The 25,695-nt window shown below is 52.7% G+C and carries 21 protein-coding genes and 1 pseudogene; all 22 read right to left on the bottom strand.

Features of this window, described 5'->3' with window-relative positions:
• The coding region (locus tag ACTO17_RS16480) for a plasmid mobilization protein (protein ID WP_482558687.1) at positions 1-234 on the bottom strand (234 nt) is incomplete at its 3' end.
• Positions 231-1,037, bottom strand: a complete 807-nt coding sequence (locus ACTO17_RS16475; RefSeq protein ID WP_482558686.1) for a DUF3848 domain-containing protein — start codon at positions 1,035-1,037, stop codon at positions 231-233. The genes ACTO17_RS16480 and ACTO17_RS16475, both read right to left, overlap by 4 nt.
• Before the next feature lies 1 nt (position 1,038).
• Positions 1,039-2,034 (bottom strand): annotated as a pseudogene (locus ACTO17_RS16470) (SNF2-related protein); the annotation flags it as partial.
• A complete protein-coding gene (locus ACTO17_RS16465; RefSeq protein ID WP_482558685.1) occupies positions 1,953-3,884 on the bottom strand; it encodes a recombinase family protein in 1,932 nt (643 codons plus the stop codon). The gene ACTO17_RS16465 and the pseudogene ACTO17_RS16470, both read right to left, overlap by 82 nt.
• Positions 3,885-3,938: 54 nt before the next feature.
• Positions 3,939-4,130, bottom strand: a complete 192-nt coding sequence (locus ACTO17_RS16460) for a stage II sporulation protein R (RefSeq protein ID WP_482558684.1) — start codon at positions 4,128-4,130, stop codon at positions 3,939-3,941.
• Between the two features lie 71 nt (positions 4,131-4,201).
• The gene (locus ACTO17_RS16455) at positions 4,202-4,432 is read right to left on the bottom strand and encodes a YdbC family protein (RefSeq protein WP_482558683.1); all 231 of its coding nucleotides are present in this window, start codon (positions 4,430-4,432) and stop codon (positions 4,202-4,204) included.
• Positions 4,433-4,509: 77 nt separating this feature from the next.
• Positions 4,510-5,364, bottom strand: coding sequence for a ParB/RepB/Spo0J family partition protein (locus tag ACTO17_RS16450; RefSeq protein WP_482558682.1), 855 nt, complete (start codon positions 5,362-5,364; stop codon positions 4,510-4,512).
• Positions 5,365-5,372: 8 nt separating this feature from the next.
• Positions 5,373-6,338, bottom strand: a complete 966-nt coding sequence (gene mobV, locus ACTO17_RS16445; protein ID WP_482558681.1) for a MobV family relaxase — start codon at positions 6,336-6,338, stop codon at positions 5,373-5,375.
• Positions 6,339-6,674: 336 nt separating this feature from the next.
• Positions 6,675-7,727, bottom strand: a complete 1,053-nt coding sequence (locus ACTO17_RS16440; RefSeq protein ID WP_482558680.1) for an AAA family ATPase — start codon at positions 7,725-7,727, stop codon at positions 6,675-6,677.
• A 152-nt stretch (positions 7,728-7,879) separates the two neighbouring features.
• A complete protein-coding gene (locus tag ACTO17_RS16435; protein WP_482558679.1) occupies positions 7,880-8,353 on the bottom strand; it encodes an RNA polymerase sigma factor in 474 nt (157 codons plus the stop codon).
• Between the two features lie 83 nt (positions 8,354-8,436).
• Entirely contained in the window at positions 8,437-8,862 is a 426-nt protein-coding gene (locus ACTO17_RS16430; RefSeq protein WP_039944554.1) for an RNA polymerase sigma factor, read from the bottom strand.
• A gap of 85 nt (positions 8,863-8,947) precedes the next feature.
• On the bottom strand, positions 8,948-9,466 hold the full coding sequence (locus ACTO17_RS16425) for a sigma-70 family RNA polymerase sigma factor (RefSeq protein WP_039944555.1): 519 nt from the start codon (positions 9,464-9,466) through the stop codon (positions 8,948-8,950).
• Between the two features lie 497 nt (positions 9,467-9,963).
• A complete protein-coding gene (locus tag ACTO17_RS16420; protein WP_007048941.1) occupies positions 9,964-10,134 on the bottom strand; it encodes a cysteine-rich KTR domain-containing protein in 171 nt (56 codons plus the stop codon).
• Between the two features lie 66 nt (positions 10,135-10,200).
• Entirely contained in the window at positions 10,201-11,106 is a 906-nt protein-coding gene (locus tag ACTO17_RS16415) for a helix-turn-helix transcriptional regulator (protein ID WP_482558678.1), read from the bottom strand.
• A gap of 4 nt (positions 11,107-11,110) precedes the next feature.
• On the bottom strand, positions 11,111-11,455 hold the full coding sequence (locus ACTO17_RS16410; protein ID WP_007048943.1) for a DUF3795 domain-containing protein: 345 nt from the start codon (positions 11,453-11,455) through the stop codon (positions 11,111-11,113).
• A complete protein-coding gene (locus tag ACTO17_RS16405; RefSeq protein ID WP_007048944.1) occupies positions 11,455-11,802 on the bottom strand; it encodes an antibiotic biosynthesis monooxygenase family protein in 348 nt (115 codons plus the stop codon). The genes ACTO17_RS16410 and ACTO17_RS16405 overlap by 1 nt, the downstream gene beginning before the upstream one ends.
• A 206-nt stretch (positions 11,803-12,008) precedes the next feature.
• Entirely contained in the window at positions 12,009-12,383 is a 375-nt protein-coding gene (locus ACTO17_RS16400) for a TnpV protein (protein ID WP_482558677.1), read from the bottom strand.
• Positions 12,364-20,175 (bottom strand): SNF2-related protein, encoded by a 7,812-nt coding sequence (locus ACTO17_RS16395; protein ID WP_482558676.1) that lies wholly within the window; start codon positions 20,173-20,175, stop codon positions 12,364-12,366. Before ACTO17_RS16395 ends, ACTO17_RS16400 begins: the two co-directional genes overlap by 20 nt.
• Before the next feature lie 76 nt (positions 20,176-20,251).
• Positions 20,252-20,467, bottom strand: coding sequence for a transposon-transfer assisting family protein (locus ACTO17_RS16390; RefSeq protein WP_482558675.1), 216 nt, complete (start codon positions 20,465-20,467; stop codon positions 20,252-20,254).
• Between the two features lies 1 nt (position 20,468).
• Positions 20,469-23,570, bottom strand: a complete 3,102-nt coding sequence (locus tag ACTO17_RS16385; protein WP_482558674.1) for an LPD28 domain-containing protein — start codon at positions 23,568-23,570, stop codon at positions 20,469-20,471.
• 2 nt (positions 23,571-23,572) lie between these two features.
• The gene (locus ACTO17_RS16380) at positions 23,573-23,854 is read right to left on the bottom strand and encodes a hypothetical protein (protein WP_004054600.1); all 282 of its coding nucleotides are present in this window, start codon (positions 23,852-23,854) and stop codon (positions 23,573-23,575) included.
• On the bottom strand, positions 23,854-25,695 hold a 1,842-nt coding region (locus ACTO17_RS16375), incomplete at its 5' end, for a DNA topoisomerase (RefSeq protein ID WP_482558673.1). The genes ACTO17_RS16380 and ACTO17_RS16375, both read right to left, overlap by 1 nt.

Raw genomic sequence — 25,695 nt, 5'->3', positions numbered from 1 at the left:
CACTTTACGGGTCAGCTGGTTCAGGTTGTTGCTGCTCCGGCGCAGGAGGGACACCAGCTCCTTCAGCTCCGGCAAATCCAGCTTTACCACATAACCGTCCAGGGCCATTTTCCGCAGATAGGCTTCCCGGTTGACGGTTCCAAGCTGGGACATTTTCTGCTCGATCAGAGCCAGCTCTTCCGGGGAAACCCGGAAATTCACCTGTACCTCCCGTTTCCGCTTTGCCGCGCTCATCGTTCCGGTTCCCGTTTCTTAGGGGCGGCGTGTTTGCGTTCCGGCGGCTCCTGTTTAAGTTTTTCCAGGACAGAGCCTTTCTCCGGGGCTTGAAGGACTTTCCGCGCCTGCTTCAAAAACAGGTCGGTCAGGCCGGTGTTGACCTTATCCACCACCAGGGCATAGCTGTGGCGGGGATCGCCGCCATCCTCCGGCATGGGGATTGTTTTCGCCCAGGCTTTGTTGTCGCGGGAGATACGCCCGTCATGCTCCTTTTTCAGCACCGTATTGGCAAGGATGTACTGCACACGCTCCGGCCCGAATTGTTCCAGCACCTCTTTGACAGCGGCCTCGGTATTCAGGCGGTTATCCCCATAGTGGGCGCTGATGGCCTGCTCAATGGCTTCTTTGCAGGCAAGACTGACTTGCAGGGAGGCGCGGTACTGCGCCATCTCCCCATGCTCGGACGCATAGGCGGCGGAGTGGGGATAGACCGGGGCGGCTCTCTGTTCCTCTTTTGCCCTGTGCATCTCATTCGCCCGTTCCTCAATGCTTTCCCGGATCACATCCATATAGCCGGTTTCCAGCTTTTCAAAATGGCGGTACACATCAGCCAGCGGCGAAGGGGAATCCAGCAGCGCCTGGGCCTGGGCGTCTGTCAGCTCCAATACCTCCATCGCCATCACAATGTCCTCCCGGACGGTGTACTCATAGGCATGGTTTAAGACCTCCTCCGGGGACTGGCTTTTCAGCCAATCCCGGAAGGTATCCTGTTCAGCGGCCATCTTCTCATAAAGGGCCGTATTCTTTTCGTTGCTGTTCATATTATCTTGCCTCCTGTTCCTGTTGTTTGGGTTTCTTTTCCATGCTGCGGGGCGGGATGGGGCGTTTCAGCCCTTCCAGCACCGAGGGCCTTTCGCGCTTGGCAATCGCCGCTTCTGGACGGGACTGCCCCTTGCTGTCCATGTTCAGCTCCATATCCAGCTCCACCAGACGGGCGTTCTTGACCCGCAATTCCTCCTCATAGGGGAAGGCTTTGCCCACTTCCTCCTTCGCGGCGGCCTGCTGCTGGTAAAGGTTATCCAGCTGGACTTTGACGCTTTCCAACCGCTGGGGCATCTGGGAAAGCGCGTTGTCAATCCGGGTCAGGTTGCCGCGCGGGTCTGCGCCCAGGGCGGTACGGTGGGTCATCCGGCCTTTCAGTTGGAGCATATATTCCTTCTGGAAAGCATCAAAAGTTACGAACATAGCAAATCCCCGGTAGCTGCCGACCTGCACCGGCTCGGAGCCTTTAACCTCCTTGCAGGCGTCCAGAAGGGCGGCTCCGGCGTTCTCTTTATCGGTGAGCGTATCGCCCCGGATTTCCATGCCGGTAAATCCGTCTGTTGGGTGTGGGTGCGCCGCCAGGGTTTCCATATCTGTTTCCAAGCCCTGGATAAAGCCTTTGTGTTTCTCAATCTCCTCCGGGAAATGCTTTAACAGCTGATCTTCCAGTCGGTACTGCTTGCTCTGGTGGTCGGCCTTCATCAGCTTTAAGCGGGATACCTCCACATCCAAATCCATACGCTCCTTGATGCGGGGGTCCCCGGCGCACAGGGCCTTGATCTCCGCAAAGGACAGGGCGGTTTCGTCCACATCGTCACAGCTGCGGACCGGTGATTTTGAGGTCATGATCTGGGAGATGAATTTCTGCTTGTTCTCCACCGTCTGCCAGAGGTATGCGTCGAAGGTCCCTTCGGTCACATAGCGGTAAACATGGACCAGCGGGTTCTGGTTGCCCTGGCGCTCGATCCGCCCTTTTCGCTGGGCCAGATCAGTCGGTCATTTTTTGCGGACAGTTCAATACATGCCATCCTTTTCTGCTCCCTGCTCCTGCGTCTGCTCTCGTTTGACTTCTCCCTCTGCACCTTTTTCGCACATATCGGGCAATACTTTGATATGGCAGAGCCAGGGACGTATTTAACACCGCACACCATACAATTCTTTGGCGGCAACGCTGTCCACCGTTTTGTGGGTGTGATATGTAATTCACCGACAAAGCCGATGAATTTATAATAAATCTTGATTTCCTGTCTAACTGTTCCGTCCGCTGACTTCTCACGCTCCGAAACAAGTATCTTGTCTATCAGCGCATTTACCACCGTTGCGTCCAGTTCCTTTAAGCCTTGATAGTTGCGGATAAGGGAGAGGAAGTCACGGATTCCCTGCGATTTCTCATAGCTTTCGTTAAGAGTTTCCGTTACTTCCCTCAACCGTGTTTCGATTTCAAGCTGTTCTTTCTGGTATTTCCCCGACATCATCTCAAAATTCCGCTCGGTGATACGCTCCATGACCTTATCCTCATAGAGAGAGGAAAACAGCCTGTCAAGCTCCGCAAGGCGTTTGTTCAGCTTCTTTTGTTCTTTCTCCATTGCCTTTGCCTTGCTCTGGTCTGTTTCCGTGAGCCGCTTCTCAATCGCCCTCACCGCCCGCTCGTCATTCACCGCCATATCCGCAAAGCGGTTAATGTCGTCAAGGACGGCGTTGAACAAATCCCTTGCTTCAATGGAGTGTGCGGTACACATGACGTTGCCGTACCTGCCATAATTATTGCAGGTATATTGTACGCAGTCGATAATGTCGGGGCGTTTCCTCCTGTTTGCGCTCATAGCCCGCAGAGCATAGCCGCAGTCCGCACACTTGATAATGCCTGAAAAAATATTCTCAAAGTCACCCTTATTCTTTTCCCGTCTGCGGCTCGTCATAAGCTGCTGTACGGTGTCAAATTCTTCTTGTGTGACTATGCCCTCATGGGTGTCGGGTATCACTTCCCATTCTTCTGGCAGCTTAGACGGTCTTTTCTTGCTTTTCATGTTGGCGGCAATCCGCTTGTAGCCTGCAAGGTTTCCCGCATAGATAGGGCTTCTTAAAATATTCCTCAAGCTGTTCTCACTCCATATATAGCGGTTTTCTTCGTTGTCCTCAAAGTATCTCTCATAGCCTGCCGCCCCCTGCTCCGCCGCATAAGCGGCAGGGCGTAAAACGTGCTGGCTGTTGATGTGCTTACGGATTTTTCCAAGTCCGTTTCCTGCCAATGCAAGGTCAAATATCTCTCTTACAATGTGCGCCACCTTATCGTCAATCAGCAGATGGTTGTGGTCGGCAGGGTCTTTGATATATCCATAGGGCGCATACGTCCCCATGAATTTCCCCTGCTGAAACCTCGCTCGGTATGCCGATTTTATCTTGACCGATACATCGGCAGAATACATCTCGTTTAGGATGTTGCGGAACGGGGTGATGTCCATCGCTGATTTATTCAAAGTATCAACTCCATCATTGACCGCTATATACCGCACGTTATTTTCTGGGAAAAAGACTTCCAGATATAGCCCGCAGTCAAGGTAATTCCTCCCCAGACGGGATAAATCTTTCGTAATCACGCAGTTAATCAGCCCGTTTTCAATGTCCTTAATCATGTTCTGGAAGCTCGGTCTTTGGAAATTCGTACCAGAGTAGCCATCGTCCACATACGTTTTTGCCAGATGCCAGCCTTGCTTTTTCACATAATCCGTGAGGATGGATTTCTGTGTGGCAATGCTCGCACTTTCATTTTCCGTGCCATCGTCTTTCGATAGGCGGCAGTAAATGCCGACTAAATAGACTTTCTTTTCTTCTTTGATTCCTGCCATACTATTAAACCTCCGTCTTTGCTCTACTAAATTTCATGTTCCATTGCGTACATTCTAAGCGGATATATCCTCATTGTCGAAGGTGTCACTCTCGGCAATCTTCCTGCGGATGTCCTCGGAGATAATCGGGATAAACGCCTCCGCAACGGTCTGTATGCCGACATATTCACGGCTGACAATCATCTGCACTGGCTGTCTTGCCACAATACGCTTTCTCTTTTTGTTCGCTTTCTTATCCTCGCCCATACTCAAATCTTCCTTTCCAGACAGGGCAGGAGAGTATATAAAAATGCTCCTGCCCTGCCAATCAGACACAATCAATCCCCGCTGTTCAATTCTTCCCGCAATGCTTTAAGGAGAGCCGCCGCTTCATCGGCGGTCAACGTGATTCCCTTTCCGCACTTCTCACGGTTGGGGGAAAAGCTGCGGATGTCATACTTTGGCTCTTTCCCGTTCCATGAGATTAAATTGATTTCCTTTGTATAGCCGCTGTCGCTCATAGACAACACGGCGATTTCTTTCACCATCTCATACTGGATTTCTTTCATTTCCTGCCCCTTTCCTGTCTTGGCTTTTTGCATTTTATCTGAATAAAGTTATATATTTACCTCCCGAAAAGAGAAGATTAGCGGCTGTCCCTGTTCCGTTTCCTCTGCAATTCACGCTCCAAAAGTTTGATGATAGTGTCCTCCATCTGCTTCGGCGTTGTGCCTTTCGGGAAGTATTTCTTTAACCTCTCCATGCCGATTTTCACGGTTTCTTTCTGGTTTCCCTTTTCCTCGGTCATAATGGAAAATATCATATCCATGTCAAGCCGCCCGCTCTGGCTTAAGGTTTTCATCCGCTGTGCCTGTGAGAGTGAGGGCGTTGCTTCCTCGCTCTCCATTGTGGCGAATAAATTTTCCTGCTCGTCTTTCTTCAAAAAAGACAGCTCCACCGCAGGCGTGAGGGCGATTCTCCCCCCGTCCACCATCTGCAAAATCGGCGGTATCAGCTCCGTCAAGCGGATAAATCGCTGCATGGTCATCCTGCCAACGCCGAAACCCTGTGCCACCTTATCATCCGTCCGCAACTTCGTCCCAACTTGTGACGAGGTTAAATCTGTGCGGAAGCCCTGCCGCTTCATGGCTTCGGATTTCATCTTGTAGGCAAACGCCCGCTCGCTCGGCAGGATATTTTCACGCTGTAAATTGCTGTCAACAAGGGTGATGATAGCTCGGTCACGGTCTAAGGGCAGGACAAAAGCGGGGATTGTGTTTATCCCTGCAAGCTCCGAAGCACGGACACGCCGCTGTCCCGCAATGATTTCATAGCCGTTCCCATCCTCTTTCGGGCGTGTGATTATCGGCGTTACGATTCCAAACTCTTTGATACTCTCTGCTAATTCTGACAGCATTTCGTCCTCCACCACATGAAATGGGTTGTCGGGAAACGGATATAAATCTGCGGTCTTTAATACCTTAAAATCCTGTTTCTTCATTCACATTCCTACCTTTCTTTCGCTCTGTTCCGATTGCTTTTCTGCAATTCCTCTAATACTTCTGGCGGTATTTTTTTCAATAACCGTTCCATCTGCTGATTGGTTTTCTGCAACTCAAATATCCTCTGGTTGGCTTTCTGTACCTTTAGTTCCTGCTCGTACTTTTCATCACGCATACGCCCCGCATAATCGGATTCCTGCCCGATTCTCTCTTTCAAGCTGTCGATATACGCCTGCTGTTTGCCGATTTCCTTAGAGAATTTCTCCACGTCTGGGAGCCATACTGCAATCAGTTCCAAAGCCTTGTCACGCTTCTTCCCTGCGTTAAAAGCGTTGATGTCGGAAAGGGCAGACACGATTTCCGCATACTGTTTATCCAATCTGCCGCCCAACTTGTAGAGCCATGTTGGGATGTGTTTCCGCTTCGTTTCCATTGAGGACTGACCTCTTTCCAACTCGTTCCACCGTGCGGACATCCGCTCATGGTAGGCGGTCTGCCACTCGGATAGGGATTTCTGGTTGCCTAAGATAGACTTCGCTGACAGCTTGTTGTCTGGCGTAAGCGGCACAAAGCATAGGTGCATATGGGGCGTCCTCTCGTCCATATGGACAACTGCGGAGAGGATATTCCTCTTTCCCACACGCTCCGAAACAAAGTCAAGAGCCGTCTGGAAATACTCTTTTTGTTCTTCGGGCGGTAACTGGTTCATAAATTCGGGCGAAGCTGTGATGAGCGTTTCCACCATCATCACGCTGTCTTTTCTTACCTTACAGCCTGCTTCTTTTACCATTTGGTTTATCTCTTTCTTATAGGTGTAGCGGGGCGGATTCACAAGATGGTAATTGTCTTTGGAGCGTCCCACGTCAATGTCTGGGTTGCTTTTATAAGCTTCTTTCTTCCGCTCGTTGTGGCGTTCGCAAGCCGCAACGCCGCCTGCCTTGCGTTTCTGGAAACGCAGGATTGCATAAGGCATAATTCATCTTCCTTTCTTCGGCGGGTAACTGTCGCTTCCTGTCTTTGGTGCGTGACGGTCATGACGGTTATGACGGTGTTTTTGGGATACCCCCTCATAAGAGCCGTAACCGTCACGCCGACATTCTTTTATCCGAAGCGGAAAGCGCAGGATAAGCAGGGCAAAGCCCTGCCATAAGGGAGTCCAGAGGGAACGTCTGGCACACGACTTTGCAGGGCAAAGTGTAGTGTGTTACACCCTGTAAACGCAGTCGGAAAAATCGGTAGATTTTTCTGACCGCAGGGGTGGCTTTACGAGCCGAAAAGGGCGAGTAATGCCCACGCCTGCATTTTGCGTTTACGGGGTGTTCTCCCGTAAGGGTGACAGCGGCGGGGGTATCCCAAAAACACCGTCATCATCGTCATGACCGTCACCCTCCACATTTTCCTGCCTTGCAAGGGAAATCATCCGCCCGCTGCTCCTGCGGCTGAAATCATAGCGGATATGGTTCTCAAGGAGAAAATCAAGGCGGTACTCGTTCATCCACTTTGTCAAGACATTCGCCGCTGTCCCTGTTTCCCCCAGAGCGTCCAGTAACTCGGTGGCTGTGCCAGTCCATTCCTCCCTGCACTGCATGAAATCCACTAACCGAAAAAGAATATCTGGTATCGCTTCTTTGGCAAGCTGTTCCTGCTCTTTACGCTCCACAAGCTCCCAACTGCAATCATGGAAACGGAGCGTAAACTCCTGATAGGGCGTGTCCCTGCCCGTCACATACAGCTTGGCGGCGTTGGACGCACGGCTTTCCTGTTGCAGGACAAAGGTTGCGTCCGCACTCCCCGTCAAGCCTGTCGTGCCAGACACCTTATTGAACACATCGCTGTCATTCTGCTTTCGGATGTGGTGTACGACAATGACAGCCAGAGAATGTCTGTCGGCAAAGTCTTTGATAAGGGAGATGTCCCCGTAATCACTTGCATAGGCGTTGTCTTTGGATGCGGTGCGGACTTTCTGCAAGGTGTCAATCACAATAAGCCTGCTGTCGGGGTATTCTTTCAAATAATCTTCCAACTGCACGATAAGACCGTCTGACAGCTTATCGCTCGCCACGGCGAAGTGAAGCCGCCCGCTCGCTTCATCCGTCAAACGGAACAGCCTGTCTTGAATGCGGCAAAACGTGTCCTCAAGACAGAGGTAAAGCACATCGCCCTCCTGTGTCGGCATCTCCCACAAGGGGATTCCCTGCGACACGCATAGGCAGAGCTTTAACATGAGCCAGCTCTTGCCGATTTTCTGTGAGCCGCAGAACAGGGTTAAGCCCGTGGGTATCAGACCGTCCACCACAAAGGACGGTTTTTCAAGCGGCTCATAGAGGAGCGTGTCGGCGTTGACCGTCTGTAACTTCTGCATGGCTGTCCTCCTTTCGGGCGGTGTCTTTGGTTTTGTTGCACATAGATGTGACCTCCTTAAAATAGATTTACTCCCACAAAAAGAAGTGAGAGTATGTAATGCCGCCATCCCCACGCCGATAAAAAATGAATTTCTTTTTCGGGCAGTAATCGTCAAGATTGGAGATACTTTCTCATTTCCGCCTTAACTTTCTCCCTTGCAACCGAAACAGACTTCTGGACAGCGGAAGCGGTGCAATGTTCCATTTCGCCGATTTGATAAAAGTTGAAATCATACTCGTAGTAGAGCAGGAAACGCCGCCTTTGTATCTCTGGCAGTCGGGCAACCGCCTTATAGAACATTTCATTTCTTTCTTTTTCAATCATTCTTTCATCAAGCGTTTTAGGCACTCTTAATGCACGTCTGTAAAGCGTTTCGTCCCATACCTCGTTAAACTCCCTGTGCCGCTGGTTCCATTGCTGAAGATTTCTGTTCCTGCGCTCCATCTGCCGAAATTCAAAGAATAGCTGTTCTGATACTTCCAGTTCGTGGTGTTCCCCCTGCCCGTCCTTAAAGCTGATGGAATACCTTGTGCCGCTTTCCGTGGATTCCTCCCGAAGCGTGTATGTCTTTGCCCCGTATGCCATTTTCTTTCCTCCTGCTAAAAAGTAGGGGAGAGTTTTTCCCTCCCCACCCGATAGCCCATAGGAAAGCAGGATATATTAGCCGCTTATAAAATTTTCCGCAGCTTCTTCCGCAGATGGTTTAACCTCGCATAAATAGCCCCTGCCGTTAAATGCACAAGCGGGGCAATCTCCTTTGTGGAATAGCCCTGCATTTTCAGCAGGACGATTTGTAACGTGCGCCTGTCCACCGTGATTAAGGCAAGGTACAGAGTTTCGTTCTCAATCTCGTCCAGTAATTCAGCAACAGACTTTACCTCCGTCTGCTTCTCCCTGTCTGCCATGCCCTCAAGGTATTCGCCGAAGTCGCTCGCCCATCGGTAAAACCGCCTGTTGGAATTAAAATCTGCCCTGTCGTCTGTGCGGATTTGCTCAATGACCGCTTCGTCAACTCCGCACTCACGCAAAATCTTTTCTTCCGCTTCTTTCCAGATACGCCATTTCCTGTCCTCCCGTCCGTGGTTGTATGCCATCTTATTTCCTCCAATCGAAATTGATTGAGAGGGCAGAAAAAGCCCCCTCATTTTCCCAAAGGAAAAAACAAGGGGGCTGAACGCCTTAAATTTTGTTTTCGATTATCTTTCTCAGCTTCGCAAGGATTTTGGCTTTGCGCTTGTTCACAACGCTCTGTGTCACGCCCAACCGCAGCCCGACTTCCCTCTCGGAAAGTCCCTCAAAGAAGATTGCGTTTATCAATGCCTGCTCACTGCCTGACAATAAAGGCAGGGCGGCTTTCAGCCTGTCCACCATCACTGCATGGACAACGGTTTCCGCAACATCCACCGCTTCATCAACAACGAAGTCAAGTACATTCCCCTCGCTGTCTGTAAATCCCTCCAATGAGAGCAGCTTGTGGTTCGTGTCCAGTTTTTTCAGATAACGCCACCGCTCTTTCTCCTTGTAGAAATCTGCGTACTGTTCCCGCACAACTTCAATCAGACAGCCCTGCACGGGGATAAACAGCTTGTCCATGTAACTCTGGTCGGCTTGCCTGCGGCGGCAGAAATCCCGATAGGACAGCTCCACATAGCCGCTATTCTCTTTGATATATACTTTTCTTGGTGCATACTTCACCATAAGTACCTCCCATCTGAATTTTTGAAATGCTAAAATCCAGATGGGGGGGCGGGGAGCGGCAATGAATACCAGATACAGCCCTGCGGCATAATTTGATAAAAAACGACAAAAGAAAAACCGCAAAGGTTCTGTGACCTCTACGGTTATAGGAAATACATATTCTGTTAAGTGGAGATTCTACTTCTGGTTTCATGGCGAGAAGTAGCGTTGCATAGGCAGGGATTTTTTTAACTGGCTTTCTGCCATTCCTCGATATGCTATGTATGGATTAACTCTGCATTGCATGAGCAGATGAATTACTGCCCGAAAAAAGGACATAAAAAAATCCCTCCAAACTTTAAAACAGGTCTGGAGAGTGTCTGTTAAGTCTTTTCGGGCATAGCAATACCGCCCACCACACGCCGTTTTTTTATATGGTGGGCGTTCGCCTTAAAACCTTATAGACAGAAACAGAGCCGATAAACTGTGATTGCTCACTTGTTCATCGGCTCTGCGTCTTATGCGTCTGGCTCTGTGATGACTGTTATCTGCAAATTCTTTACTTCAATCAATGTTTCCTGCTTGCATTTTGGACAGTAGAGAGGATAATTTTTTAAAACCGTATCCTCTCTAATTCTGTCACGGGTTTTGTTACCACAAACAGGACAGTGTATCCACTTTTCTTTCATATGCACTCCTATAATTGCTATTTATAATCCTTTAAATTACGGCAAACCTCTACTTTCCCGCCATTGTTAGTACATGGCAGATATTCTTTTAGCCTTTTCCTTTAGAATATTTCTTGCTTCAATAGGTTCAATAATTTCAACATATTCCCCAAAAGAAAGCAGATATAGGAAAGTCCAATCACTAAACTGGTATCTAAAAGTCACTTCCAATGTTCCATCGTCTAATTTTTTAATATATTTCTCTTGAAATTCATCATAAACTTTATACGCTATCTTTTCCGAAAAATGTAATACGAATACGGGTGTATTGTATTCTTCCTTGTAGGCAGGGGTAATAGAAAAATCCTCTGGTAATTCACGTTCAAATAACTGGTCTGTTATTTGAAGCTCCCTTATGCGGGACATCTTAAAAGTGCGAATATCATTTTTGTTCTTTGAATAGGCAACAAGATACCATGCGTGAGATTTAAAAACTAATTTCAACGGCTCGACAATCTGATTGGTGATTGTCAATTCTGCATTAAAATAAGTGAACGTAATCACATACTTATTGATTATCGCACGTTCTAAAACCGTAATATTGTTCCGTTCCTTTTCTGGACTGCCCCAATAGGAAAAATCAATCTCCAACCATTCGGACTGTAAATTATGGCTAAACAATCCAGCAATCTTGTTTAATGATTTATCAGCGTTAGGATAATTTGACGACTTTAGAATCTGCAACGCCTGTATAATATTCTTTTGTTCTTCCTGCGTAAAATAAGATTTATCCAGCGAAAAGCCTTGTAATAACGACAATCCTCCGCCATATCCCTTTTGTGATGTAATCGGTATGCCCGCAATCGAAAGTATATTGATGTCCCTATATATCGTGCGGGTGGAAACACAAAGTTCCTTTGCCAGTTGCTTCGCAGTTATATTCTCATGCCTTAACAAGAGAAACACAATTTGAATAAGTCTGTCTATCTGCATATTATCACTCTGCCTTTTTGTGTTTAATGGCAAGCTGTTTTAAATGATTCAAATTTTCTGAATTATCACCTAAATTTTCTTTCAGTATAGAACATGGAAATTTGTCACACTCGGCACAACTTCCATAAGGTTTCTTAACGCCGCATAGCCTTATATCACAATCACCGCACATCTTTTGTGACACCGTATCAGAATGGCATCCCAAACAATACATATCTTCTTTTGAGAATTTTACAGTATCGGTTGAATATTCATTTGCCAATTTGGTTTGTTCATCTGTATTTTTGCTGATAGTAGCCAAATAAACAGGACATTCATTACAATTTAATCCACAATATGCGAAATCCATTAAAACACTCCCTCTCCTAAATATTTGTCGTGCGGAACTATTAAACATTTTTCAATAGACTTCCAATAGCTGTCATAAAGATTTTTTTGTGCTGCTCCATAGCTTTCTTTCGTATCAAATTCCCAGTAAAGCATATACTTAACACTTTTTACAATACGGTTGATTTTAAGAGGTGGAAGTCCCTCCTTAATTTGCTCCATGTCTATGCGATACCCTCTTTTGGCGAACCGAAGCAGAAGCAATCCCTCCTGTTTTTCCAAAAGGCTTTTGGCTTCATGCATTAGAGCTTCAAATTCCTCTACCTTTTGCGGTTTGACTTGATAAATACATATTTCAGTAAATGGCATATTTCTTTCCTCCTTCATTATTAGTTATAACATTAGGAATGTGACAACAAGCATGTCGCATTCCTCTATTTATTTTCATGTGAACTATAATGATATAGCTATTCACATTTTATCATGTCAAAACTCCTTCTGGCAAATACGAACTTTAATCGAAACTTCCCGAAAAGAAAAGCGACAGAGTTTTACACTCTGCCACCTTACCTACCCTATGCAAAGATAATTTCCTCGTTCACAATTTCTCTTGCACACGCCCTTATGTTATTGAGCCGCCCTGTCCATTCTAAGGCGTTTTCTTCCTTTAGGCGTTCCGTTATGCCCTGTGCCTGTTTCATGCCCTCTATGAGCCTTTCAAAGCGTTCCTGCGCCTGCCTGTCAATGTCGGCAAGGTAGGCGTTTAGCCTGCCGCTTGTGAGAAGATTGGTGTATGTAACCTTTCGGTACTTCTTCAGATAGTCCAGATGCCGCTGTCCCCATGTGCCTATCGGCTGTTCTTTTTCGGCGGGTAAAGATATACATGGAATTAGATAATCACCTTGCCTTTCGTATTTGCCGCCCAGTTCCTCAAATAATGATTTTGCCATTGTCTGTTACCTCCACATTCTTTTTTATTTTGAATGTCCGCAAAATCCGTCCTACATCTCCGGGCCTCCAGGGACAGTCCAGATCGTGAAGGGCCACCAGCAAATCCTGCACGTTGGTCCCGGCCCCCATCTTCTGGGTGGAGCCTAACAGGACGCGCACCTGGCCGGAGCGGACTTTGGAAAACAGCTCCTTTTTGCGGACTTCGGTATTGGCTTCATGGATAAAAGCAATCTGGCTGGCGGGCATACCCTGTGCAATGAGTTTTTGCCGGATGTCCTCATAGACCGTAAAGGCCAGTGGTTTCTCCGGCTCTGGAACCGCTTGTTCCAGCGCGTGAAGTATCGGGTTATCCAGCGACTTGGCCACCTTTTTGGAGCCAGCCGCCTGGGGTGTGGAAATGTCGCAAAACACCAGCTGGGTCAGCTTTTCCGGCTGTCCGTCCCGCCAGATTTGCAGGATATTGTCCACGCACTGGTTGACTTTTGTGCCGGGTTCGTCCGGCAGCATGGGGTTGATGATTCGCTGGTCCAGCCCCAGCTTGCGGCCATCCGAGGTGATTTTCAGCATATTGTCGGTTGATGGGTCAACAGTCCCCGAATGGACTTTGGCGGCGCGCTCGGAGAGGGCCTTCACCATATCCTGCTGGTGTTCGGTGGGCTTTGCCACGATGTTGTGGTATTCCACCTCCGGGGTGGGCAGGTCCAGCTGGTCAGCGGTCTTGATGTCCGCTACCTCTTTGAACAAGTTCATCAGCTCCGGCAGGTTGAAAAACTTGGAAAATCTTGTCCGCGCCCGGTAGCCGGTCCCTTCCGGGGCCAGCTCCAGGGCTGTCACCGTTTCCCCGAACCGGCTGGCCCAGCAGTCGAAATGGGTCATGTTCAATTCCTGGAGCCGCTCATACTGGAGGTAGCGTTGGATGGTATAAAGTTCGGTCATACTGTTGCTGACCGGCGTTCCGGTGGCGAACACAACGCCCCGGCTGCCGGTGATCTCGTCCATGTAGCGGCATTTGGCAAACATATCGGAGGATTTCTGCGCGTCTGTGGTGGAAAGTCCCGCCACATTCCGCATTTTGGTGTATAAAAAGAGGTTCTTATAATTGTGGCTCTCGTCCACAAACAGACGGTCCACGCCCAGCTGTTCAAAGGTAATCACATCGTCCTTGCGGCCCTCGGCCTGCAATTTTTCCAGCCTTGCCTCCAACGATTTTTTGGTGCGTTCCAGCTGCTTGACAGTAAAGCGTTCCCCGCCGCTGGCCTCCACCTCGGCAATCCCGTCGGTGATCTCGTTGATCTGCTCCCGCAGCAGGCGCTCCTGCCGTTCCCGGCTGATGGGAATACGCTCAAACTGGCTGTGTCCGATAATCACCGCGTCATAGTCCCCGGTGGCGATCCTGGCGCAGAATTTCTTGCGGTTGTGGCTTTCAAAATCCTTTTTTGTGGTGACAAGGATATTCGCGGAAGGATAGAGCCGTAAAAACTCGGACGCCCACTGTTCGGTCAGATGGTTCGGCACTACAAAGAGGGATTTCTGGCACAGGCCCAGCCGCTTGGATTCCATCGCGGCGGCTACCATTTCAAAAGTTTTGCCCGCGCCCACCTCATGGGCCAGCAGGGTATTCCCGCCGTACAGCACATGGGCGATGGCGTTTTTCTGGTGTTCCCGCAGGGTGATTTCCGGGTTCATGCCCGCAAACCGGATATGCTGCCCGTTATACTCGCGGGGGCGGATGCTGTTCATTTCCTCGTTGTACTGGCGCACCAGCGTCTGCCGCCGCTGTGGGTCTTTCCAAATCCAGTCCCGGAAGGCTTCCCGGATCGCCATCTGTTTTTGGGCGGCAAGGGTGGTTTCTTTGGCGTTGAGTACCCGGCGCTCCCGCCCCTCGGCGTCCTCAATGGTGTCATAGATGCGGACATCCCGCAGGTTTAAGCTGTCCTCCAGAATCTTGTAGGCGTTGGCCCGGTCGGTTCCGTAGGTGGTGTTGGCTGCTACATCGCCATACCCAACGGCGTTTTTGCTGGTGATCTGCCACTCGGCGGTATAGGGGACGTACTTGACCTCAATCTTCCCTTGCAGGTAGTACGGGGTGTGGAAGGTTTCGTACATGAATTGCTGGATGTAGTCTTTGTCGATCCAGGTAGCACCCAGTCGCACCTCGATTTCCGATGCGTCCAAATCCTTTGGCTGGGCGGCGGTCAGCGCCTCCACATTGATAGAAAAATCGGGGTCTTTGTCTGCCGCCCGCTGCGCCTGCCGCAGTTTCCGGCGCACATTGCCGGACAGGTATTCGTCCGCTGTCACATAATGGGGCGTTTCCCCCTCCGCCAATGGTCCGGGCAGACGGAAGATCACGCCCCGCAGTTCCAGCGCCAATTCCTCCTGGGTTTTTCCGCTCAGTTCGGCCATGTACGCCATATCCACCTCCGCCTTTTCCGCGATGGAAACAGCCAGGGCTTCACTGGCGGTATCCACCGCAGTAACGGCCTGATGGGGCTTGATGGTGCGCTTGGTGAACATATCCGCCTTTTGCTTCAGCTGTCCCTCATCGTCAATGACTTCCAGCGCGCAGAGCAGATAATAGCTGGAATCATCGGCAAAGGCCAGCCGGTTGCCCCGGTCATTGATAAGACCGTACTTTGCGGAAAATGCGTCATAGAGCCGGTTTAACCCGGCCTGTGTTTCACGGATCGCCGCATCCGAAACAAAGCTGTCCATCTGCTGTGCGATGAGATTCTGCACACAGTCCCGCAGTTCCACCAGACCCTTGATACGAGCCTCGGCGGTGGCATTTAAGTCAGGGCGCACCATGCGGCTGTTTTCCCGATAGTACACTGCACCGTCCACAACGGTGTAGGAATAGTTTTTTACATCAGGGTCAGCGGGGATAGAAGTATCAATTTCTTCCCCCTCGCCCAACTCCGGCAGTTCGGCCTCCTGGTAGGTCCCGCGAATGTATTTTATGGCGTCGTGCAGCTGGTCGGAAAGTTCCAGGCCCTCAATAGGAGCCACTGTATAATCCTGTTTTCCGTATTGGGTGCTTTGCGCGGTAGTGCGGCCCAGCACCATTTCCGGGTGGTCCAGAAAATAGCGGTTGATGGTAAAATCTTCTTCGGTCTGTCCGGTCTGCGTCCAATCCGGTGTAATGTCGATAGGACGGTCCCGTTTTTGCAGGAATATAATGTCGGATACCACTTCCGTTCCGGCATTGGCACGAAACGCATTGTTGGGCAGACGGATCGCGCCTAACAGCTCCGCCCGGTGCGCCAGATACCGGCGCACCGTAGAATCCTTGGAATCCATCGTGTAGCGGCTGGTGACAAAGGCCACTACGCCGCCTGGACGCACCTGGTCCAATGATTTAGCGAAAAAGTAGTTATGAATGTTGAAGTTCAGCTTGTTATAGGCCCGGTCATTGACGGAATACTGGCCAAAAGGCACATTTCCTACGGCTATGTCATAGAAATCACGCCGGTCGGTGGTTTGAAAGCCCGCGATGGTGATGTCTGCTTTGGGATAGAGCTGCTTTGCGATGCGCCCGGTGATGGAATCCAGTTCCACGCCGTACAGCTTGCTCCCCTGCATTTCCTCCGGCAGCATACCGAAGAAGTTGCCCACACCGCAGGAGGGTTCCAGGATGTTGCCGGTCTGGAATCCCATTTTCCCCACCGCTTCATAAATGGCCTGGATAACGGTAGGGCTGGTGTAATGGGCGTTTAAGGTGGTCCCTTTGGCGGCTTCATATTCCTCCGGGGACAGCGTTGCGTAGAGTTCCGCAAACTCCTTGGCCCAGGCGGGCTTGCTCTCGTCAAAAGCGTCTGCCAGACCGCCCCATCCCACATACCGGGAAAGGGTTTCCTGTTCCTCCGGCGTGGCCTGCCGGTTTTCAAACTCCAATTCTTTCAGGAGATTGATTGCGTCCATGTTGGCCCGAAACTTTGCTTTTGGCCCGCCTTCGCCCAGGTGAATGTCGGTGATACGGAAGTTCCCGGCAGTCGGCTGGGGAGGGGTGGGTTCCGGTTCCCCTATGTGAAGGGTATGAATCTCCACATCATAGGGCAGATGGTTCTGTTCGCCCGGATAACGGGTGACGGGGGTGATGGTGATCTGCGGCTCCGGCTCTGGTGCAGGGGGATTCCCAAAATCCGGCTGTTCCTCTGCCAGCTGTTCTTCTGGCTGTGCCGGTTCGTGGGAGAATCCGTCCAGCTCCTGCTGGTAGAGGGCGCGCAGGGCAGCGGCAAGCGGCTCCCAGCTTTCATACATCGCTGCCAGCACCGTTTCATCTTCCCGCAGAATCTCCACTTCCATGCCGTTTGCGGAGGTTCGGTAATCCGCCGTATCTCCGGTTTCCAGCTGCATGGTTTCCACTGTACCGGAAAACCGCTGGGAAAGATGCTGGGCGACAGCCGGATTGCCTGCGCCCCTTCGGAGCAGCGCCGCTATATCTTCCTTTGCCCCTGCATCCAGCAAACCGCCCTCCCCGGTCAGGACTTCCCGCAAATCCGGGGAAAACTGGTCCAGATCGGCGGGGAGATAGTCGGTGATGGCGCTGTTGCGCGGGTCCTGCCGGATGGCGCGTTCAAACTGTTCTTTGCTTTCCGTCCGGTAAATGGGGTAAGCCAGCGCGGGGTCATTCAGCTGGACATAGCCCCGCTGCAAATCGGTGATACGGTACTCGGTATTTTCCAGAAAAACAAAATCCCCTACGCCATAGGCCGATGCCATCGGGTCGCGGGGAAGTGTTCCCGATTCGTCCGTAGCGGGGGTGGCTCCGGCTGTTTCCTGTGCCGGTTCTTCCTGCCGGTCTGCCTCTGTGAGCCGCTCCATATCAGCCATGACCTGCTGAATAAAGGGGTCATTGTCCAGCTTTTCCGGTTCCACTACCTGCCCGTTTACAATGCCGCGCTGGGCCAGATTTTCCCGGATTGCGATAGAGTCTATATCATCCAGATTGTCCCGTTCTTCCTCTGTAAAAAAGCGGTCCTCTTTGATAAGCTGGGCGATCCGGCGCTGTACCTTGGGCCAGGGAAGTTCGATTGTTTCAGGACTTCCGGCGCGGACAATGAACAGATTTTTATTTTCAGGACCGCCGTACTCCTGGGACAGCCATGCAGCGGTGTCTTTGTCCCTGGCATGGTTCTCCATGTAGCGGACTACGGCCCGTTTGCTGTCCATATCCCCATTCCATGCACAGAGGGCTTCGTCAATATCGTCCTGGGAGAGAGGGCGCAGAAGCTCATGGAGCTTTGGATAGGTTTCGGCAATCACCTCTTGATGCAGGCGGTGGCGGAACTCCGGCACATCCGAATACTGTTTAAGAAGCTGCATATTACCGGAGCCAAGAACCGCGCGGCGCACAGCGGCGTTGCCCTCAATCACAGCGTTTTCATGGTCAGTATGGCCGCAGGCGTTGCGGTATGCCGTATCCTCCATGATGGCGGCGGTCACAACCGGCTTGTACTGTTCCAGCACATCTTCCAGCGCGGGCTGGGGCGGTTCTGTTTCGGTTTCATGGACAGGAGCAGGCTGGCTCTGTGACTCTACAATGCCCGCCTCGGCCAGTTCCTTTTCTGCCTGGATTTTCTCATACTGTTCCCGTTCTGCTTCGGTCAGATAACGGTCCTTTTGGATCAGGCCGGCAACCAGCTTCACGACCTTATCCCAGGTCAGGCGCACATCGTCACAGCCTTTTTTCTGGTAGCGCAGGCCCTTTCCATCGTGATCTTCGCCACTGTGCGTTGCACCGGACAGTGCGTGGGAACGCCCGCCGGTTCCATATTCCTGCCGTAAAAATGTTATTTTTTCCTTGTCGGTATGGGGCTGCTGGAAAAAGGCATAAATGCGCCCTTTGCCCCCTGCAAAGCCGCTGCCGCCAGAAAGGGCCGCGCCTATCTCGTCCTCGGTGATAAACTGTTTTACTGCGGAAACCTCTGCCATTTCAGATGAAAAGGCTCTGCGGGGCAGCGACAGGTCTTTCAGGTTTTCCCAAATCTCCTTTGGCTTGTGGTAATGGAACCGCAGCAAGTTACGGTCTTGCGTATAGGCAGTCCAAAAGGCGGCGTATTCTTCTGTGAGGGGCTGGCGGAAGGCCGGGTCACGCAGCTGCTCAGTGAGCCATGCAGATTCTTCTGGAAACCCGTTTCCCTTGATTTCCGACAGACTGGGTAAATATCCGGCTTCTCTGGCGTCATCGCTCAAATCGTGATATAGGTTCCAGAGCTTGTTGGCAAGGAGTAAGCGTTCATAACCCTCCGCCTCGGCAAGCTCTACATTGGACGCAAATTGACCGGATTCCAACAGCTCGCCAATACGCTCCGCCGCGCCCTCCCAGGAAATAATCTGTGCGGATTTATCATAACGGGCGGATGTTCCATGAGAGAGATGGATTCCGTCCTCGCCGTACCAGACTGTGATACGGCCTGCATCGGTGGTAAAGCCGTTGCCGCCATGATAGAGGGATTGCAGGGCGGCGGCAATCTCCGGGACCAGCTTCTGTTTTTCAAATGCGGCTGTCACACGCTCCCGCAGACGGTCGGTATTGCCGCCCAGCCGCAGCACATGGTCGATGTCCTTTTGGGCAAAAGAAAAAGCAGAGGATGCTTTCACATTCTCTGCTTCATCAATATTCTGAATCTGTTCTGCTTCGGAGAGAAACAGGTTTAAGGTTAGCTGTTGATAAGTTCCGCCAGCAGAATCTCCTCCGCCTGAGCCTTGCAGTTGTTCATCAGGCCCACCCACTGCATCTGATCGCGGGCTTTCAGTTCCTCCGTCACGCCCGCCGCCCGCGCCAATTCCGGCATCAGCTGCTCCAATCGGCTGTTCGCGGTCCGGTCGATCTCCAACAGGTGCGGGTACAGCTTCTCGCTCATCAGCAGACGGTTGTAAAGGATGGGCCGGTGTTCCTTCAAGTAGGTTTTCCGCATCCTGCCGTACTTGCCCAGGGGCGTTTCGGGCTGTTCTGTCAGTTGCAGGTTGGGAATCAGATAATCCCCGTTCTGAATGTAAGTTAAGGTGTTGTTCATTTTGCTGGCTCCTTTCTTTGTTGGCCTCTCGTTCCGCGTTTAGAATGGTTATGCCGATCTGCCGCAGCACCTGCTGGTTGATCTGGCTGACCGCCGTTCCCAGCGCCCCAACGGTGGCCGGTGTGTTGAAATCGAAAACCGGCATGAAATCCTCGTGGGTGAAATACTGCTCCGGGGCCAGCCCGCAGCGGGACATCAGGGAATAGGCGATGCTGACGGTGGCGGCGGCTTTGAATTGGACTTCGATGTTAAGTTCATCGTACTCCTCCAAAAAGGAATCGTCAACGATGTAAAGGAAGTCTCGCCCGTTGTCCGCCCAGTATTCCCCGGCCAGCCTGCGGGCGATCTCGGTCAGCTGCCCGCCTAAATCATCGCCGCCCACCCCATACCGGTTTTCCAGCATGGCGGAGATGGAATCTATATGCCGTTCCTCCATCTTCCAGAGCCAGGGTGTGCGGGAGTGCGGGCGGGTTCCGGTGTCGGAGATGTCAAAGACATACCGCAGCCGGGTCCGGTCCCCGGAATCGTCCACCAGGGCGATGCCCTTGGAGCCGCGCCGGACATAGCGGCCCATCTTGTCATTCCACAGGTCATACTCCGCACAGGCGGTAGCGTCCGGGCGCTGGGCGTAGATCATCAGCTGGTCATGGAACGGGTATTTGTAAAGCCTGGAGGCTGTGTCCAGAAACCGCATCCACTCATTCCAGCTGGAAGTGAGCTGCACCGCCGCATGGTCGGCCATCTGTGCGTACATCTGCGCTTTGGTTGCCATTGTTTTCGGCCCTCCTTTCGGGTTTTGGATAAAAGGAAGGGGCGGCACAGCGCCAGCCCCTCCGGTCTGTTGGTTCCTATTCGTCAAAGTCCGGGTACAGTTCCAGACTGTCAAACTCCGCGTCCGTCATGGCGCGCAGCTTATGAAGGGCGCTGTCGGTCAGCTCCATCAGCTCTGTTTCCTCCGGCGAGAGATAGCCGCGCATCTCGGTCAGGCTCTCCATCAGTCCGGCGCGGGTTCCGGTGTTGTAAATGCACATCAGATTGATTTCTTCAAAGGTAAAGTGTCCCATATCAAAGCTCCCTTTCCGCGCTCTTTTTCGGCGCTGTCTTTTTGCTTTCCTGCTTCGGCTGCTGGTGGAGCTGTTCCACCACCGATTTCCGCTTGTCTTGTTCCTCCCGGTGGACCGCATCCGCCAAATCCATCAGGGAGATCGGCTGGCCGCTTCTGGCCTGCTGTTCCAGCTGGGCTACGGTCGGCTCTTTGGGACCGTTGTTGATGATCCCGTCAATCATGCCGTAATCGTCCTCCATAGACATTTCCGCATTTTTCAGCGGGTTCGCGTCAAGAAAACCGGTGATCTGCTGAAAGCCAAAGCTGTCGCAGTAATGACAGGATAACGCGCCGTCCCTGCGGATGGCAACAATGTCGCTGACGCTCATGGAGGGGCTGTGATAGTCCCTGGGGTGTTCGTTGTTGAAGCGGTAGAACAGCTGCTCCGCCACAACTTCCGGCGTATCTTTGCCGAAAAGGGGCGCGGTGTAGATCAGGTTGTAATTCTCGCGCTCCACCTCGCGCCCGATGGATTGGAGCCAGTCCAGCCCCTCAAAGCGGATTTCCCGCAGGCTGTCATCGTCCTTTACCTGATAGATGGCAAAGCAGTCCCCCTCATGGGAGAGAAACGCCTGCTCCCGTTCCTGCTGGCGGTTCAGCCGGTCCTGCACCAGCCCGTCAAAGGCTGGGCTTTCCTCCCATTCCTCGCGGGAAAGGGCAAACACCGTACCGGGCAGCTGGGATTCAAATTCCTCCCGGTCAAAGAGCATTTCCGCGCCGCCCCCGTCCACCACCGCGTACACCGTCAAATCCTGCTCAAACAGTTCCAGCGCCCGCTCTTTGGAGAGGGGCAGCAAGTCCCCGTCCTGATAGCCGCAGTTTTTCAGATCGTCCTCCCGCAGCAAAGGGTCCGGCATCGGGTATTCATCCAGCGTCTGCTCCGGCACGTCGGGCAGCTGGGCGGCTTCTGCGGCATGGCCGATGGAATCCAGCGCCTGCGGGTTTTGGCTGGCGGGCAAAAGGGCGTATTCCCGTTCCTGCTCGGCGGTCAGCGGCTGGGGATAGTCGATACAGCCAAAGGCGGTGATGGAATCCTGTTCCACTTTTACCCATGCGGCAAGTTCGGTGATGGTTTTCCCGTCCATCAAAGGATAGGTTCCCACATCCAGCGATTCCTGGGTAATGTAATAGCGGAACATGGAGGGGTCCTGCTCCGGCAGTTCGGTAGGGATTTTCCAGGAGGGTTCCGGTTCAGGGATAGCCTCGTGATTCTCCTGACCGGCCTGCGGGCTTTCCGTCTGTATGGTTTCTTTTCCGGCGTCCTGCTCCGGCCCGGATTCCAGATCAATGCCGCGCTCCTTGCAGACCTCCTGAAAATGGCGGTCAATATCGGCAATCAGCGCACCGGCGGTCTTGTTGATGGTTTCCAGGCTGGCCCGCAGTTCCTTCAGCTCCTTGCCCTGGCTCCAGTTCGCAATGTACCCAAAGCTGTTTGCGCCGGTCTGAATCCCAAAATATTGGCAGACCGCGTAAGAGATGCTCTCGGCCTCCACTTCCTCAGTGCGCCGGTCCTTTTTATGGTCCTGCAAAAACCGCTGGGCGGTCTTTTCGCCGCCGTTAAAGTCCAGGCCGGATTCATCGGTCAGCGGGAGATGCCCTTCCTCCGGCAGTTCCAGCGGCTTTGCGGTTATGACGGAACCGGCGTGGTTGACGATAACCTGTTCCTCTACGGCAACCGGCGCGCCGGGGTCATCATCGGAACCGCGCAGGTCATAACAAAACAGTCCGTCCGGCAGATCGTCTGCGGCAATCCGCTCATTGGAGAACAGGGCTGGCTGTCCAAACAGCTCCACTTCCTGATACAAGGGCGCGTCCGGGTTGTCCGTCACATCAAAGTTGTGCAGCTTGCTGTGGGCGATCTCATGGACAGCGGCGGAAACCGTCTGCACCTCGCTCATGCCCTGGCGGATGGCGATGCGCTGCTCAATGGAAGAAAAATATCCGTCCGTATCCGCGTCCATTTCCTCAAACGCAAGGGGAACCGGGGCGGAGCGTTTCAGCGCCTCCATAAACGCCTCAAAGTGCCGGACATTCCCGAACAGGTCCGCCGCCAGGGAGGGCAGGGGCTTTCCGTCCGTCTGGCTCACATCAAACACCTTCACCGGACGGAACAGCGGGATTTCCACCTCTTTTTCCTCCATGACCACCCTGCCGTTTGCGTCCAGCATTGGCGCGTGGGTGTCCGGGTCCAGCTTCTGCTCCTCGATTTTCTTCTTATAGGGGGTGGGCGCGATGATGGTGATGCCGCGCTCGCCCTTCTTCACATGGCGCTCAAACTGGTTCTTCCACTTGTTATAGCCAGCCACAAGGGTCGCGTCCGGCTTCTGCATATAGATCAGCATGGTATTATTGACCGAGTAGCGGTGGAACCGGGACATCACCGACAGATAGCGCATATACTTTTCGCTCTCAAACAGTTCCTTGATGTTCTGCTCAATGCCCTCGGTGATTTCCCGCAATCGCTCCCGGTTGGTAGGTTTCTCTGCCATTTCCTTGTTTCTCCTTTCCAAATCCATGATTTTTGTTATGTGTGTTGCAATCCATGTTTTTTGTTCCTCTATGCCATCCTCCATCAGAAAGTCCAGAAGGTACTCCACATAGTCCTTTTGGTGCAGCGCCTCCACAAAAAGGGGGTGCGGCTCATCCTCCGGGGTCAGGGGCGCAAGGTCTGTTTCCCAGCCCCGCAGCAGATGGGCGTAGTCTGCCAGAGCGCGGAAACACCGCTGTTTTGATTCCCGGAACTTCTGCGCTTCGGACTTTTGACGGACATAGGTTTTCTTCGGGGGCGCCTGACTGTCATAGAGCAGGCCAAAATCCTGGGCCAGTTTTTCCGCCGCCTCTTTGGGGGAGAGGTTATACAGTCTGGCGGCAAAGTCGATCACATCTCCGTCCGCCCCGCAGCCGAAACAGTGAAAGCGGCGGTCTAATTTCATGCTGGGCGTCCTGTCATCGTGGAAAGGACAGCAGGCCATACTATTTCGCTTTACTTCGATTCCATAGTGTTCCGCCGCTTCTCTGGTGGTGATGGACTGCTTTACCGTTTCAAAGACATTCCCGCCCATGCTTATTGACCGGAGGAGGATTTCAACGGCGGCTTATAGCCTGCGGCTCTGGCCCGTTCACTGGCGGCTTTGCGCCGCTTTTCGCTGTACGGCTCCCGAACCGATACGCAGCGTTTGGGGACAATGAAGTTGTGGGCGTCCTTTTTGATGATCTGCTCAGGGTATTTTTCCGCCAGCTGCTCCAGCTTCTTCATCAGCTTGGGGTCATGGGTATAGACCTCTGCCGCAGACTCGGCCTGGTTATAAAGGAGAACCGTTTCTTGTTCCAGCAGCGACAGCTTCATCACGAGCCTCCTTTCCGCTGGCCAAAGTCCAGCTTGAAGTTCACATACTCGCCGGTATCCTCCAAAAGCACATCCGCGTCATAGGTTTTTCCGGTTTTTTCCGAGTAGCAGCCGGTGAGCCTTGCCCGCCCGTCTTTTAAGAGGGCCGCGACAATGGCCTTGGTGGGCTGTTTCTTCTTGGCGCTCCACCACTTGCTGTCTTTCCAGATGGCAAATCTGCAAGTTTCACTTTGGCAGAAAAATCCCTTTTGCGATTCTGTAACCTCACCGCCGCACCGGGGGCATCTGCCCACCGCTTCGCGGGGCGGGGAGAACAGATACTCGGTCCCCTTAACCACCTGATAGGTTGCCGCCAGCTCCCGCAGCATGGTATAAATCCCGGACAGAAACTCCTCCGGGGAAAGCTCGCCGCGCTCAATCTCGCCCAGCCGGTACTCCCACTCGGCGGTGAGCAGCGGGGATTGCAGCTGCTCCGGCAGAACCGTAATGAGGGAACGCGCGTCGCGGGAGGGCATCAGCTGGACCGTTTTTTTGCTCTTTTTCCGTTCCAGAAAACCGGTGGAGGCCAGCTTTTCCAGAATCCCGGCGCGGGTGGCGGGCGTACCCAATCCCTTGCGCTCGGCAGTATCCGGCATATCTTCTTTACCGGCGTTCTCCATAGCCGACAGCAGGGTATCTTCGGTGAAATGTTTTGGCGGGCTGGTTTTCCCCTCCTTGACGGAGGCATTGGAAACGGACAAAGATTGTCCCTGGGAGAGTTCCGGCAGCGTCTTTTCCTCTGGTCTTTCCTCCGGCTCCGGGGCATCTTTCAGACCGGCGTGATAAGCGGCATCCAGCTCGCGCCAGCCGGGGCGCTGAATGGTTTTCCCTTTTGCGGCAAACTCCTGACCGGCGCAGACCAGCGTGGCGGCGGTTTCCTCGTAGAGATGGGGTTCCGCCACCGCGCACAGCAGCCTTGCGGCCACCAGCTCCAGCACCGCTTTTTCCCCCACAGGGAGGGCGGACAAATCCGCATCCCGAAGATTGCGGGTGGGGATCACCGCATGGTGGTCGGTCACTTTCTTATCGTTGATGACCGCCTCCGGGTTGCAGGTAATGCCGATCCCCTTTCGGAACGGCATGGCATTGGCGGTGAGGTTGACCAGCACCGGCAGGCCCTCCGCCATATCCGAGGTCAGATACCGGCTGTCCGTCCGGGGATAAGTACACAGCTTTTTCTCATAGAGGTTTTGCAGATAGTCCAGCGTTTGCTGGGCGGTAAACCCCAGCAGGCGATTGGCGTCCCGCTGTAAGGTGGTCAGGTCATAAAGGGCGGGCGGCTTTTCGGACTTCTCTTTCCGCTGCGCCTGTTTCACCACCGCAGAACCGCCCTGGCAGGCGGTTTGCAGCTCTTTTGCGGCAGTTTTGTCTTTCATCCGCGCTCCCACAGCGGTAAATCCGGGCAGTTCCAGCGCCACCGTATAGAACGGCTCCGGCTGGAAGGCTTCAATCTCTGCTTCCCGCTGGACGATCAGGGCCAGGGTCGGGGACATAACCCGACCGATGTTGAGGGTCCGGCGGTACAGCACCGAAAACAGCCGGGTAGCGTTGATGCCCACCAGCCAGTCGGCTTTGGCGCGGCAGAGCGCCGCCTGATGCAGACCATCATAGTCCTCGCCGGGGCGGAGGTTTTCAAAGCCCTCCCGGATTGCCGAATCCTCCATGCTGGAAATCCAGAGCCGTTTCATGGTTTTTTTGCACCCCGCCAGCTCATAGACGTTGCGGAAAATCAGTTCGCCCTCCCGTCCCGCGTCACAGGCGTTTACCACCTCGGTCACATCCGGGGCGCACAGCAGCTTTTT

Source organism: Petralouisia sp. (assembly GCF_056822245.1).
Note: the sequence above shows the minus strand (reverse complement) of the source record. Positions and strands in the feature narration are given on the sequence as shown.